Source organism: Streptomyces sp. PSU-S4-23 (assembly GCF_055632315.1).
Window position 1 is genome coordinate 4,400,727 of record NZ_JBVMUU010000002.1, and the last position, 13,120, is coordinate 4,413,846.

15 protein-coding genes are annotated in these 13,120 nt (G+C 69.4%); 7 read left to right on the top strand and 8 right to left on the bottom strand.

The window, feature by feature from the left end; all coding sequences use genetic code 11:
- Window positions 1-310: 310 nt before the first annotated feature.
- Both dnaB and ACZ79I_RS20115 read left to right on the top strand, forming a co-directional pair.
- Entirely contained in the window at window positions 311-1,783 is a 1,473-nt protein-coding gene (gene dnaB / locus ACZ79I_RS20110) for a replicative DNA helicase (RefSeq protein WP_471498884.1), read from the top strand.
- Between the two features lie 75 nt (window positions 1,784-1,858).
- The gene (locus ACZ79I_RS20115; RefSeq protein ID WP_471498885.1) at window positions 1,859-3,244 is read left to right on the top strand and encodes a serine hydrolase domain-containing protein; all 1,386 of its coding nucleotides are present in this window, start codon (window positions 1,859-1,861) and stop codon (window positions 3,242-3,244) included.
- Window positions 3,245-3,317: 73 nt separating this feature from the next.
- Here ACZ79I_RS20115 and ACZ79I_RS20120 read toward each other — a convergent pair whose 3' ends face one another.
- Entirely contained in the window at window positions 3,318-3,770 is a 453-nt protein-coding gene (locus ACZ79I_RS20120; RefSeq protein ID WP_471498886.1) for a GNAT family N-acetyltransferase, read from the bottom strand.
- A 55-nt stretch (window positions 3,771-3,825) separates the two neighbouring features.
- Window positions 3,826-4,284, bottom strand: a complete 459-nt coding sequence (locus tag ACZ79I_RS20125; protein ID WP_471498887.1) for a MarR family winged helix-turn-helix transcriptional regulator — start codon at window positions 4,282-4,284, stop codon at window positions 3,826-3,828.
- Window positions 4,285-4,424: 140 nt separating this feature from the next.
- Between ACZ79I_RS20125 and ACZ79I_RS20130 the strand changes: the two genes are divergently transcribed.
- On the top strand, window positions 4,425-5,642 hold the full coding sequence (locus ACZ79I_RS20130; protein ID WP_471498888.1) for an MFS transporter: 1,218 nt from the start codon (window positions 4,425-4,427) through the stop codon (window positions 5,640-5,642).
- Between the two features lie 110 nt (window positions 5,643-5,752).
- Here ACZ79I_RS20130 and ACZ79I_RS20135 read toward each other — a convergent pair whose 3' ends face one another.
- The 6 genes from ACZ79I_RS20135 to ACZ79I_RS20160 form a co-directional block, all read right to left on the bottom strand.
- Window positions 5,753-6,619 (bottom strand): GNAT family N-acetyltransferase, encoded by an 867-nt coding sequence (locus ACZ79I_RS20135; RefSeq protein ID WP_471498889.1) that lies wholly within the window; start codon window positions 6,617-6,619, stop codon window positions 5,753-5,755.
- 160 nt (window positions 6,620-6,779) lie between these two features.
- On the bottom strand, window positions 6,780-7,262 hold the full coding sequence (locus tag ACZ79I_RS20140; protein ID WP_381083868.1) for an NUDIX domain-containing protein: 483 nt from the start codon (window positions 7,260-7,262) through the stop codon (window positions 6,780-6,782).
- A 191-nt stretch (window positions 7,263-7,453) separates the two neighbouring features.
- On the bottom strand, window positions 7,454-8,359 hold the full coding sequence (locus ACZ79I_RS20145; protein ID WP_471498890.1) for a LysR family transcriptional regulator: 906 nt from the start codon (window positions 8,357-8,359) through the stop codon (window positions 7,454-7,456).
- A gap of 258 nt (window positions 8,360-8,617) precedes the next feature.
- Window positions 8,618-9,772, bottom strand: a complete 1,155-nt coding sequence (locus ACZ79I_RS20150) for a cystathionine gamma-lyase (protein ID WP_471498891.1) — start codon at window positions 9,770-9,772, stop codon at window positions 8,618-8,620.
- Window positions 9,769-10,299 (bottom strand): low molecular weight protein-tyrosine-phosphatase, encoded by a 531-nt coding sequence (locus tag ACZ79I_RS20155; RefSeq protein WP_471498892.1) that lies wholly within the window; start codon window positions 10,297-10,299, stop codon window positions 9,769-9,771. Before ACZ79I_RS20155 ends, ACZ79I_RS20150 begins: the two co-directional genes overlap by 4 nt.
- A gap of 9 nt (window positions 10,300-10,308) precedes the next feature.
- Complete coding sequence (locus ACZ79I_RS20160) at window positions 10,309-10,686, bottom strand: phage holin family protein (protein WP_471498893.1); 378 nt, start codon at window positions 10,684-10,686, stop codon at window positions 10,309-10,311.
- A gap of 59 nt (window positions 10,687-10,745) precedes the next feature.
- On the opposite strand from ACZ79I_RS20160, the gene ACZ79I_RS20165 reads away from it, so the two are divergent.
- The 4 genes from ACZ79I_RS20165 to ACZ79I_RS20180 all read left to right on the top strand — a co-directional run bounded on the left by ACZ79I_RS20165 (window position 10,746) and on the right by ACZ79I_RS20180 (window position 13,064).
- Window positions 10,746-11,063, top strand: coding sequence for a cupin domain-containing protein (locus tag ACZ79I_RS20165; RefSeq protein WP_471498894.1), 318 nt, complete (start codon window positions 10,746-10,748; stop codon window positions 11,061-11,063).
- Between the two features lie 169 nt (window positions 11,064-11,232).
- Window positions 11,233-11,445 carry a DUF5326 family protein gene (locus ACZ79I_RS20170; RefSeq protein ID WP_471498895.1) on the top strand — a complete coding sequence of 71 codons (213 nt, stop codon included), beginning with the start codon at window positions 11,233-11,235 and terminating at the stop codon, window positions 11,443-11,445.
- Between the two features lie 226 nt (window positions 11,446-11,671).
- Window positions 11,672-12,526, top strand: coding sequence for an IclR family transcriptional regulator (locus tag ACZ79I_RS20175; protein WP_471498896.1), 855 nt, complete (start codon window positions 11,672-11,674; stop codon window positions 12,524-12,526).
- Between the two features lie 100 nt (window positions 12,527-12,626).
- A complete protein-coding gene (locus ACZ79I_RS20180; RefSeq protein ID WP_471498897.1) occupies window positions 12,627-13,064 on the top strand; it encodes an SsgA family sporulation/cell division regulator in 438 nt (145 codons plus the stop codon).
- Window positions 13,065-13,120 lie beyond the last annotated feature (56 nt).

Consider the following 13,120-nt stretch of genomic DNA (forward strand, 5'->3'; position numbering starts at 1 on the left):
ATCCCCAGGTCAGAGGCGCTCTGGTGTGACGGCTGCGGGCTTGTTCACAGCGCTGTCCACCGTGTCGTACACAGGTTTTGCGGAGTTCTCCACAGCCTGGGGCTCGTCATCCACATGCCCTGTGGATAACCAGATTGGCTGACGGTGCCGGCGGGCCTAACGTGGTCCGGCGCCCGCTTCCCATCCGTCCTCGGAAACGCGCTCGTTCGACGCGTCTGAACCGGAGCTGGGCTTCTCGCTTTGTCAGTGTCGTGTCCTAGAACTGGGGTGCACGGCGAGGTCCGCTCGGCGGACGGGAGGAGGCGGCCCGGTGACCATTTCCGAGCCCTTGGACGATCCGTGGGCCGACAGCGGACCCAGCGATCGTGTGCCCGCCTCCCGCCGCCGCGACGACGGCCGGGGCCGCGACGAGCAGCATGACCGGGGACGCGACAGCGGTACGTGGGAGGGGGCAGGAGCCTCGTTCGAGCGTGTCCCGCCTCAGGACCTCGATGCCGAGCAGTCCGTCCTCGGCGGCATGCTCCTGTCCAAGGACGCGATCGCCGACGTCGTCGAGGTCCTCAAGGGCCACGACTTCTACCGGCCCGCGCACGAGACGATCTACCAGGCGATCCTCGACCTGTATGCGAAGGGCGAGCCGGCCGACCCGATCACGGTCGCCGCCGAGCTGACCAAGCGCGGCGAGATCACCAAGGTGGGCGGCGCCCCCTATCTGCACACGCTGGTCCAGACGGTGCCGACCGCGGCGAACGCCGAGTACTACGCGCAGATCGTGCACGAGCGCGCGGTGCTGCGCCGTCTGGTCGAGGCGGGCACGCGCATCACACAGATGGGGTACGCGGCAGACGGCGACATCGACGAGATCGTCAACAGTGCCCAGGCGGAGATCTTCGCGGTCACCGAGCAGCGCACGGCCGAGGACTATCTGCCTCTCAGCGAGATCATGGAGGGCGCGCTCGACGAGATCGAGGCGATCGGCTCACGGTCCGGGGAGATGACGGGTGTCCCGACCGGTTTCACCGATCTGGATCAGCTCACCAACGGTCTGCACCCGGGCCAGATGATCATCATCGCCGCTCGTCCTGCCATGGGTAAGTCGACGCTGGCCCTGGACTTCGCGCGCGCCGCGTCCATCAAGCACAACCTGCCGAGCGTCATCTTCTCGCTGGAGATGGGGCGCAACGAGATCGCGATGCGTCTGCTGTCCGCGGAGGCCCGTGTGGCCCTGCACCACATGCGGTCCGGCACGATGACGGACGAGGACTGGACCCGGCTTGCGCGGCGCATGCCGGACGTCTCGGCCGCGCCGCTCTACATCGACGATTCGCCGAACCTGTCGATGATGGAGATCCGGGCCAAGTGCCGTCGCCTCAAGCAGCGCAACGACCTGAAGCTGGTTGTGATCGACTATCTGCAGCTGATGCAGTCCGGCTCCAAGCGGTCGGAGAGCCGGCAGCAGGAGGTCTCTGAGATGTCCCGGAACCTGAAGCTGCTGGCCAAGGAGCTGGAGCTGCCGGTGATCGCGCTTTCGCAGCTCAACCGAGGTCCCGAGCAGCGCACCGACAAGAAGCCCATGGTGTCCGATCTGCGTGAGTCGGGCTCGATCGAGCAGGACGCCGACATGGTGATCCTGCTGCACCGTGAGGACGCGTACGAGAAGGAGTCGCCGCGCGCGGGCGAGGCGGACATCATCGTCGGCAAGCACCGCAACGGTCCGACGGCGACGATCACGGTGGCCTTCCAGGGTCACTACTCGCGCTTTGTGGACATGGCGCAGACCTGAGGCGGCCGTGTCCGAGTCCGGCGACCCGGGGCAAAAGCGCTCGACGCGGGGTGCCGGGCCGAGTGGACTGGTGTGATGACGTCATTCCAGGATGAGCTTCTGCCCGCCACCCGCAGGGCCCTGTTGCACCGTATCGCCGTCGCTCAGGCGAAGGGGCGGGCGCCGTCGCTGGTGGCTGCGGTCGTACGGGACGGGCGGACGGTGTGGCATGGTTCGCGAACCTCTGTGGAGGGTCACGCCCCGGACGAGAGCGTCCAGTACCGCATCGGGTCGATCACCAAGACCTTCACGGCGGTGCTGGTGCTGCGGCTGCGGGACGAGGGTGTCGTGGATCTCGGTGACCCGCTGGAGAAGCACCTGCCCGGTACCGGTGTGGGGGAGGCCACCATCGCCGAACTGCTCGCGCACACCGGTGGTCTGGCGGCTGAGTCGCCCGCGCCCTGGTGGGAGCGTACGCCTGGCTCGCTGCGCCCCCGGCTTGGGGATGTGCTGGGTGAGCGGCCGCTGCGTCACCCGGTGGGGCGCAGGTTTCACTACTCCAACCCCGGTTACGCGCTTCTGGGTGCGCTGGTGGAGGAGGCGCGTGGTGCCTCGTGGGAGGAGGTGCTGCGGCATGAGGTCCTGGAGCCGCTGGGGCTGCAGCGGACGAGTTGCCGGCCGCAGGCACCGCACGCGGGTGGCTGGGCGGTGCATCCGTGGGCGGACGTGATGCTTCCGGAGCCTGCGGAGGATCTCGGGCGGATGGCGTCAGCCGGTCAGCTCTGGTCGACGACGGGTGACTTGGCGCGTTTCGCTGTCTTTCTGGCGCGGGGCGACGAGCGGGTGCTGAGTGCGGAGTCCGTTGCGGAGATGCGGATGCCTGCGGCGCCCGCCGAGGCGGCGGATGTGGTGGACGGTTCTGCGTACGGTCTCGGGCTGCAGCTCGAGCGCCGGGACGGGCGTCTCCTTGCCGGGCACTCCGGCTCTCTGCCGGGCTTCCTGGCAGGTCTTGCTCTGAGTGTCGAGGACGATGTGGCGGCCGTCGTGCTGGCGAACTGCACCTCGGGGCCCTCGACCTTCACCGTCGCAGCCGATCTCATCGGTGTCGTGGCCGAGGCGGAACCCCGGATCCCTGAGCCGTGGCGGCCGCTGCCCGATGTGGACCGGTCGGTTCTGGAATTGGCGGGCCAGTGGTACTGGGGTACGCAGGGCTTTGTTCTGCGGTTGACGGCCGACGGCGGTGTCTCACTGGACCCGATGTCGGGTGTGGGCCGCCGGTCGCGTCTGCGGTCCAATGGCGATGGCACCTGGACGGGGCTCGACGGCTACTACGCGGGGGAGTTACTGAAGGCCGTACGGCGGCCGGACGGGTCTGTGAGTCATCTGGACCTCGGCTCGTTCGTGTTCACGCGGCAGCCGTATGACGAGGGGGCTCCCGTGCCCGGTGGTGTGGATCCTGAGGGGTGGAGCGGGATCCGATAGGGGATGCGGTCGTGGGAAGGGGCGTGTTTCACGTGGAACACGCCCCTTCGTCCCGCGCCCCTTCGTCCTGGTCTCAGAGGGGCAGTTTGAAGCCCACGTGCGATGCCTGGAAGCCCAGGCGCTCATAGAAGCGGTGGGCGTCGGTACGGGTGGCGTCGGAGGTGAGCTGGACCAGCTGGCAGCCGTGGCGTCGGGATGTGTCGATCGCCCACTCGATGAGTTCTGTGCCGAGGCCGCCGCCGCGCTCGTCGGCGTGGATGCGTACGGCTTCGATGAGCGAGCGGGTCGCGCCGGTGCGGGACAGCCCTGGGATGATCGTGAGTTGGAGGGTGCCGACGACACGGCCGTCGCGCTCGGCGACCACGAGGTGCTGGTTCGGATCGTCGTGCAACTTCTCCAGCGCGCTCAGGTACGGCGCCAGGTCATCGGGTGACTCGCGCTGAGCGCCGAGGGGGTCGTCGGCGAGCATGGCGACGATGGCCGGGATGTCGTCGGCGACAGCGGGGCGTATGTCGAAATCTCCCATGACGGCACCTTAAGCGGGGTGTGCCGCCGTTGTGCGAACTGGGAGCGAGCGGTGCTCAGGCGGGCACGCTCAAGGATTCGACCACGCGTACCAGCGGTGCCAGTTCGGGGTTCTTCGCCGCCTCGTCGAGTGCCTCCCGCAAGGCGGCGTCATGGGTGGGACGGGCCTCCTCCAGGATCCTGAGGCCGGCGTCGGTGACGTTGGTGTAGATGCCGCGACGGTCGGTGGGGCAGAGGTAGCGCGCAAGAAGGCCGCGGTCCTCGAGCCGGGTGACCAGCCGGGTGGTGGCGCTCTGGCTGAGGACCACGGCGTCGGCGACCTGCTTCATCTGGAGATGTCCGCCGTCGCCGTCGTGCTGTCGGCTGAGTACGTCGAGCAGCGAGTACTCCCGCACGCTCAGGCTGTGTCCGGCCTGCAGCGCGCGTTCGACATGGCTCTCGATCCTGCCGTGCAGCAGGGAGAGGGCGCACCAGCCCTGAGCGAGGGCGGTGAGTGAGGGGTCCGTCGCGGTCATGGCGTTCTCCTCCGTCCCGGAGCGGCTCGCCTCCAGGGTAGAGCACCGCCGCAATAGCCTTCGATTGCTTATATAGAGCGTGTGCAATTATTGTGGACGAGTGCAAAACGCTCATGCAATCCTTTGGGAAGGTGCACCCCATGCCTCTCGCGCTTCTGGCCCTGGCGATCGGGGCCTTCGGAATCGGAACCACCGAGTTCGTGATCATGGGTGTGCTGCCCCAGGTCGCGAACGACTTCGGGGTCTCCGTTCCCACCGCCGGGCTGCTCGTGACCGGATACGCCCTGGGCGTGATGGCCGGCGCGCCGATCATGACCGCGCTCGGCACCAAGATCTCCCGCAAGCGGATGCTGATGGTCCTGATGGGCCTGTTCGTCCTGGGCAATCTGCTTTCCGCGGTCGCCCCGGCCTTCGCGCTGATGCTGGCGGGCCGTGTGGTGGCCTCACTCGCCCACGGCGCGTTCTTCGGCATCGGCTCCGTGGTGGCCGCCGAGTTGGTCGCTCCTGAGAAGAAGGCCGGAGCCATCTCGATGATGTTCAGCGGTCTGACCGTCGCCAATGTCGTCGGTGTCCCCCTCGGCACGCTCGTCGGGCAGTCCGCCGGATGGCGCGTCACTTTCGCGCTTGTCGCCGCGCTCGGCGTGCTCGGGCTGTTCGGCGTTGCGCGACTGGTGCCCGAGATGCCGCGGCCTCAGGGCGTTCACCTGCGGCACGAACTGGCCGCCTTCAGGAACGTCCAGGTACTGCTCGCGATGGCGATGACCGTTCTCGGTTTCGGTGGAGTGTTCGCGGCCATCACCTACATCGCGCCGATGATGACCCACGTCGCCGGCTTCGCCGACGGCTCGGTCACCTGGCTGCTCGTCCTCTTCGGCCTCGGCATGGTCGGCGGCAACCTCATCGGCGGCCGGTACGCGGACCGCGCCCTGATGCCGATGCTGTACGCCTCGCTGGGCGGCCTCGCCCTGGTGCTCGCGCTGTTCACCGTGACCGCGCACCACAAGGTGCTCGCCGCGCTCACCATCGCCCTGATCGGTGCCCTCGGGTTCGCGACGGTGCCTCCGTTGCAGAAGCGGGTGCTGGACCACGCGCACGGTGCCCCGACCCTCGCCTCCGCCGCGAACATCGGTGCCTTCAACCTCGGCAACGCCCTGTCGGCGTGGCTCGGCGGGATCGTCATCGCGGCCGGTCTCGGCTACACCGCCCCCAACTGGGTCGGTGCCCTCCTCGCCGTGTCCGCCTTGCTGCTCGCGTTCCTCTCGGCCGCCCTCGAACGCCGTGAGCGGGCTTCCGGCACGGTCGTCGCAGGGGCGGCGGGCGCCGTGTCCGGCGAGCGGCCGGCCGCCGTCCGCCACTGAGCGGGGCCGCTGCTGAGGCCGCTGCTTGGGGCTGCCGCTTGAGGCCGCTGCTCCCTCTGCCCGGACCGTGTGCCCCCGGACGGCCGGGGCGCACGGGTGCGTCCGAGGCCTCAGCCCGCCGCCACCGTCAAGGGAGCGAAGCGCCGTCTCCAGTCGCCGGGCAGCTTCGGGAGACCGTGCGTCATGACCGCGTTGCAGCCGACGGAGGCGAGACCGCGCTCCTTCAGCCATGCCAGCAGGTCTGCGTGCCGCACATCGACGTCGGTGCGCAGTGGGCGGTCCGTGGCGGCGGCGAGGGAGGCGACGAGTGCCTTGGCCGTCTCCGGGTCGCGAGCGATGAGCGGGCCCACGACCTGTGTGTCCATGTTGGGCCAGGCGGCCGCGTACCCGGTGATGCGTCCGTTCTCCTCGGCGACCCGCACATGGTCGGCGAAGGCGGGCAGTCGCGTGATCATGTGTGTGCGGTCGACGCCGAAGACGTCGCCGTCGAGCCGGATCAGGGTGGTGAGGTCGTCGGCGGTGGCGGGCCGGGTGGCGACGGTGGACGGTCGTCCACCGGATGTGAAGTACCCGCGCACCATTTCGGAGCTGCCAGTGACCTTGAAGCCGAGTTCCTCGTAGAGGGGACGGCCGTTGGGGGTCGCGTACAGGGTGAGCGGGGAGGTTCCACACTCTGCCATCACATGCCGCATCAGCCGGCGGCCGACGCCCTGGCGGGCATGCCGCTCGGCAACGAGCACCATGCCGATGCCGCACAGATCCGGAGTGTGCCGGGAGCCGTACTCGGTCACGACGCAGGCGGTGACCAGACCGCTCTCGGGGTCGTCGATGCCGTATCCCTTCCCAGCGGTGAGGAGCAGGCCCCACTTGTGTTCCTCCCGGGGCCAGCCCCGGTCCTCGGACAGGTCGGCGCAGGCGGTGAGGTCCCGGGGTGTCAGTCGGCGGATGGGCAGAGCGGCGAGAGAAGACGTCGGCACGCAGGGCAGGCTGTCCGACCTCCACGGGCGGCGTCCACCGTTTTGTGGTTGAGGGACACGCTTTCAGCCAGGGTGTGCTGGTACATGCGGTACACGGCGGATGTTTCACGTGAAACGGCGCAGACCCAGCCTGCTGTGTCCCGAGACGACAGTGGAGAGGTCAACCCAGGTCAGGCGCGTGCATGGCCCGTACGCCCTCGATGTTGCCGTCGAGGTAGTGCCGCAGCGACAGCGGTACGAGATGGACGGACGCGATGCCGACACGGGTGAAGGGGACCCGCACGATCTCGTACTCGCCGGTGGGCTCTTCCACCTCGGGACCGTGCCGGAGTCGCTCGTCCATGGACTCCAGATGGCAGACGAAGAAGTGCTGGACCTTCACACCGGTCGCACCGCCGTCCTCGCCGATGTGCTCGACCGTGTCCACGAAGCAGGGCACCACGTCGGTGATCTTTGCGCCGAGTTCCTCGTGCACTTCCCGGTGGAGCGCGTCGACGACGGTCGGGTCCGACGGCTCCACCCCGCCACCCGGGGTGACCCAGTAGGGATCGACGCCGGGCTTGGTCCGCTTGATCAGGATGAGGTCTTCGCCATCGAGCAGGATGGCGCGGGCGGTGCGCTTGACCACGGGACGAACGGTCATGGGTGAAATGTGGCCCAGCCCGTTCCACGTGAAACATCCCGGACCCCACATAGAGCCGAACCCCGAGTGAACGCCGGATGACGCTGGACGATGCCGGACGGTGGAGGGCCCGTGCCGTCGTACGCACTGGTCGGAGACCCGTCCTGCGCCTGCTTGCCGCCGTGTTCTCCGCCGTCACTCCCCGTGGGCGATCAGTCCCAGTCCGCCGCCGACTGCAGCAGCCACTCGTGCGCCCGGGCGATGTGCGGCATGGCCAGCGTCCCGGTGCGGACCACGAGGAAGTACGTCCGCAGCGGGGGCACCGCCGGTTCGTGGAGGGCCACCACGTCGCCCCGTTCCAGTGCCATGGCGCAGAGGTAGCGCGGCAGTACGGCGAGTCCGGCACCGGTGGCGACACAGCCGAGGACGGCACGCAGATCGGGGACGATCACGGTGCCGGAGGCGGCCGGACGGGAGTCGAAGACGGAGGCCCAGTAGCGGGAGACGAACGGCAGCGACTCGTGCACCTCCGCCATCGGGAAGTTCTCCAGGGCGGGCGCACCCTTGCGGCGCAGCTTCCCGAGGCCGACGCGGGAAGCCAGGCGCGGGGCGGCGACCAGCACGTGCTCCTCGTCGCAGAGCGGGGTCGCCGTGAGCAGGGCGCCACGTGGCCGGGTCGTGGTGATGGCCAGATCGTGGTGTCCGGCGGCGAGTCCTTCCAGCGTCTCGTCGGCGTTGCCGAAGGAGGCGCGCAGGGCGAGTCCCGGTCCGTTGCCGCCGGTCAGCTGCGCGAGTGCGGGCAGGGCGCGTTCGGCGGTGAACTCCGGGGGGCCGGCGAGGTGGAGGGTGCGCACGGACGCGTGGTCGTCGAGACCGGTCTGGGCGATCTCCACGAGGGCGTCCAGGTGGGGTGCTGCCTTGTGCGCGAGTTCGTCGCCGATGGTCGTGGGGGTCACCCCGCGCGCCTGGCGCAGGAAGAGGGGACGGCCCAGTTGCCGTTCCAGGGTGCGGATCTGTGAGGTGACGGCCGGCTGGGAGAGGCCGAGGAGCGCGGCGGCGCGGGTGAAGGAGCCGGCCCGGTGCACGGTCACAAAGGTCCGCAGCAGGGCCAGATCCATGGTGCTCCCTTCCCTCCCCGCACCCCCGACCGCGCCAACTATAAATAAGTCGATAGGTCTCTGTCGCTAGCGTGATTGGACACTGACACAGAGTCAACTAGCCTAGTTCGCGCGGTTCTTCGCGCGCAGAACCGGGACGGTCCGAGCCACGAGGGGGGAGGCTCGGACCGTCCGCCGTCCGTAGCGGGGGCCACGAAGGCAGCGAGTCGCGGTCCGCGCCGTGCGCAGCCGGAGCACCGGCCGCCGCTCGGGACCTGGTCACCGCGCCGACGCGTCGAGGGCGTGCAGTACATCCGCCACCAGGTCCTCCGGGTCCTCGGCGCCCGCGGAGAAGCGGATGAAGCCTTCGGGCACCGCGTCACCGCCCCACCGTCCACGCCGCTCGGCGGTGGACCGTACGCCTCCGAAACTCGTCGCGCTGTCTACGAGGCGCAACGCGTCCAGAAAACCGTCGGCATGCGCGCGTGAGGGCAGACAGAACGACACCACGCATCCGAAGCGCCGCATCTGCTGCGCTGCGGTCTTGTGCGAGGGGTCGTCGGGAAGGCCGGGATGGCGCAGTCCCGTCACCTCCGGCCGGCCGCGCAGCGCCTCGGCGACCGCGAGGGCGTTGGCCGTCTGCCGGTCGGCGCGCAAGTGGAGCGTGGCCAGGGAGCGGTGCGCCAGCCATGCCTCCATGGGGCCCGGGATCGCGCCGGCGATCTTGCGCCAGCGCCGTACGGAGGCCATCAGGCCGGCGTCCCGGGACACCACGTATCCGAGCAGGAGGTCCCCGTGCCCGGTGAGCATCTTGGTGCCGCTGGCCACGGAGAAGTCGGCGCCCAGCTCCAAGGGGCGCTGGCCCAGCGGGGTCGCCAGCGTGTTGTCGACGGCGACGAGGGTGCCCTGTGCGTGCGCCGCGGCCACCAGCCGCGGCAGGTCGCAGACGTCGAGACCGGGGTTCGAAGGAGTCTCGACCCACAGCAGCCGTGCTCCGTCGAGGACGCCGAGCTGGGCGTCGCCGCCGGTCGGCGCGGTCCGTACCTCGATGCCGTACGCGGTCAGCTGCTCGCGTGCCAGGGACAGTGCCTGATACCCGTCGTCGGGCATCACCACGGCGTCGCCGGCGCGCAGCTGGGAGAAGAGAACGGCCGAGATCGCGGCCATGCCGGAGGCGAAAACGAGTGTCTCGGCGCCGTCTTCGCAGGGTGCCTCCAGCTCGCCGATGGCGCGCTCCAGTCGGGACCAGGTGGGGTTCTCGTCCCGCCCGTAGGTGTAGGGGCCGGTCGGCTCGCCGGGCAGGTGGTAGTGCGCGGCGAAGACGGGACCCGGCAGGGCCGGCTCGTACTTGACCGGTTCGGGCAGCCCGGCCCGTACCGCGCGTGTGCCGTCGCCGATGCCCTGGCCGGACGAGCCGGTGTCCTCCGGGTTCATGCCGCCCGTCCTTCCACGTGCTCCTGTACCACGGCGAGCAGAGCGAGGCTCGCTTCCTCCACCATCTCAAGACACTCCTCGAAGCCGTCCATCCCCCCGTAGTACGGGTCGGGCACGTCGAGGTCGTCGTCGGCGGCGCGAACGGAAGGGGCCTGCGCGGCGCCCTCGGGCGACGGGCGGGCGTACGAGCGCAGCAGCCGGATCTTCGCCGCGTCCTCGGGCCTGGGCGCGAGGCGGCGCAGGGCCTTGAGGTGCCCCGCGTCGAGGGCGATCACCAGGTCGAGGCGGGAGAACCAGGACGGCTGGAAGCGGCGTGCGGTGTGATCGCTGTCATAGCCGTTCTCCCTCAGGACGGCGACGGTGCGCGGATCGGCGCCCTCCCCTTCGTGCCAGCCGTCCGTGCCCGCGCTGTCGACCTCCACGAGGCCGTCGAGACCGGCCTCCTCGACCTGTGCGCGGAAGACGTACTCGGCCATCGGGGAGCGGCAGATGTTGCCGGTGCACACGAAGCAGACGCGATAGGGCATGCGGCTCACTCAGTCCTCGTCGGGCAGGACGACGTGCAGCGCCCAGGAGACGACCGAGATGATCAGGCCGCCGAGGACGGCGGTCCAGAAGCCCTCTACGTGGAAGCTCAGGTCCAGCTTGCCCGCCAGCCACGAGGTGAGCAGCAGCATCAGGGCGTTGACGACCAGGGTTATGAGGCCGAGCGTCAGGATGAACAGGGGAAACGTCAGCACCTTCACGACCGGCTTGACCAGGAAGTTCACCAGGCCGAAGAGCAGGGCGACGACGAGCAGGGTGCCGACCTTCTTGCCGGTGCTCGAACCGGTCAGGGTGATCTTGTCGAGCAGCCAGACCGCGACGGCCAGGGCCCCCGCGTTGGCGATCGTCTTGACTACGAAATTCTTCATGTGTCTGATCGTGGCAGACGGCATCCGTGGTGAGTACCGAGCGAGGGCGGGCAAGAACGATGAAGGCATTCCGGCTGGACGAACTGGAGGCGGAGCGCGCCGCCAACGAGGGTGCCTACCTCCAGTTCCTCCGGGAGCGGAACATGTCGGTCGGCCTGTACGCGCTCGACGCGGGTGACCACGACCCCCAGAACCCGCACCAGCAGGACGAGGTGTACTTCGTCGTCAGCGGCCGCGCCTCCATCACCGTCGGCCTGGAGACCACCCAGGTCGCCCGCGGCAGCGTCGTGTACGTGCCCGCGGGGGTCGCCCACAAGTTCCACCACATCACCGAGGACCTGAGGGTTCTGGTCGTGTTCTCTCCGCCCGAGAGCTGAGCCCCGTCCCGGGGTTCCCTAGGGGGAGGATCAGGGGAGGACAAGGGACGCGAGTCGCCCGTTCCGGCCCCTGGCGGCCCTAGCATCGAAGGCAGGACACCGAAGGACCCGGACAGCGCAGCCCCCGAAGGAGTCGCGGGGCAACGGGCGGAGAGACGAGGACGAGGCGATGCGAGAGATCTTCGCGGGTTTGCCGTGGTGGGTGAAGTGGGTCGCGGTGCCGGTCATCGCCCTGGTCGTCTTCGGCAGCGTGATAGTGAGCGTCATCGGCATCGTCATCGGGCTGCTCTTCAAGGTGCTGCTCTTCGTCGCGCTGGTCGGCGGTCTGATCTACGTCGTGCGGAAGTTCATGTCGAGCTCGTCGTCACGCGGCGACTGGTGAGGCCGGCCGGCCCTGAACCCGCGGGGCCGCCGGGCGTGCGGTAACGGGCGTGCGGTAACAGGAATCTGAGGTTCCCTCGGGTGGGGGAAGTTTTCACGGTGACGCGGTCTGCGGGCGGCGGCCGACCGTTAAAGTCCGGAGCTCGACGCGCGGCAGGCCCCGCGCGCGGCGCATCCCCTCCCGTGTCGCCGCACGGGAGGTCCTCCTCGCGTCTCCGGGAGTGACCTTGGCCACGGTCGGCACCGCACCCGTGAACCCATCAGCCCCGCCCACCCCGCCCGCACAGCGGCGCACCTCACCGGCGGAGGCCCACCTTCCGCCCGTGCAAGCGCACTCCACCACCCTCATCGGATCCGTGCAGCGGGCGATGCGGCTGCTGGAGGCGGTCGCCGCCCGCGAGTACGGGGCCCCCGCCAAGCAGCTGGCGCGCGAGGTCGGCCTGGCCCTCCCCACGGCGTACCACCTGCTGCGGACCCTGACCCACGAGGGCTATCTGCGCCGCGAGAAGGGTCTGTTCTTCCTGGGGGAGGCGGCCGAGCGTCTGAGCGGCGCAGCGGCTCAGCAGAAACGTCGCAGCATGGTGAACGAAGCGCTCGCACAATGGCGTGATTCCATCGGCGTACCCGTGTACTACGCCGTCTACCGCGAGGGGGAGATCGAGGTCCTCAGCGTCGCCGACTCCCCTGCCTGTCCGGCGGTCGCGGAGTGGGCCGACTTCCGCGAGACCGCGCACGCCCACGCGATCGGCCAGTGCCTGCTCTCCCAGCTGGACGAGGAGGCCCGCCGGGACCACCTCGACCGCTACCCCGTGCAGCCGATCACCCCGTACACCGTGCGCGACGAGCAGACGCTGCTGCGGCGACTGGGGGGCCTGGGGCGGATGGAACCCGTCATCGAGCGCCAGGAGTACGCGCTCGGGACGGTCTGTGCCGCGATTCCCCTCACCGTGGGGGCGACGGCAGCGGCGGTGGCCATCTCCCTGCCGTGCCGCCAGGCGGACCGATTGCTGCCCGCGGCACGCCGGTTGCAGGCGGAGGCCGGCAGGCTGCTGGGGACACGCGCGCTCTCTATCAGCATCTGAAAACTCACTCCTTGTGATCTGCCGTGTACTTTCAGCAAACTTTCAGCAGGTGTCAGGGCGATCATTCCTGGCCAGTCGACGGCTACTGACGGGGTAGGCGATGCGCGAGTCGGTGCAGGCAGAGGTCATGATGAGCTTTCTCGTGTCGGAGGAGCTCTCGTTCCGCATTCCGGTGGAACTGCATTACGACACGTGTGATCCCTATGCCGTGCGGCTGACGTTCCATCTGCCCGGTGATGCCCCCGTGACCTGGGCCTTCGGGCGTGAGCTGCTGGTCGACGGGGTGGGCCGGCCGTGCGGGGAGGGGGATGTGCGCATCTCTCCCGCCGAGCGGGACAGCTTCGGCGATGTGCTGATCCGGCTCCAGGTGGGCGCCGACCAGGCGCTGTTCCGGTCGGGGGCTGTGCCCCTCGTGGCGTTCCTCGACCGCACGGACAAGCTGGTGCCCCTCGGACAGGAGGGCTCCCTCGCGGACTTCGACGCTCATCTGGAGGAGGCCCTGGACCGCATCCTGGCGGAGGAACAGAGCGCGGGCTGACGCGGCATACGGCGCCGTAACGGTTCCTCGCAGCGCTACCACACCCCCAGCCGCGT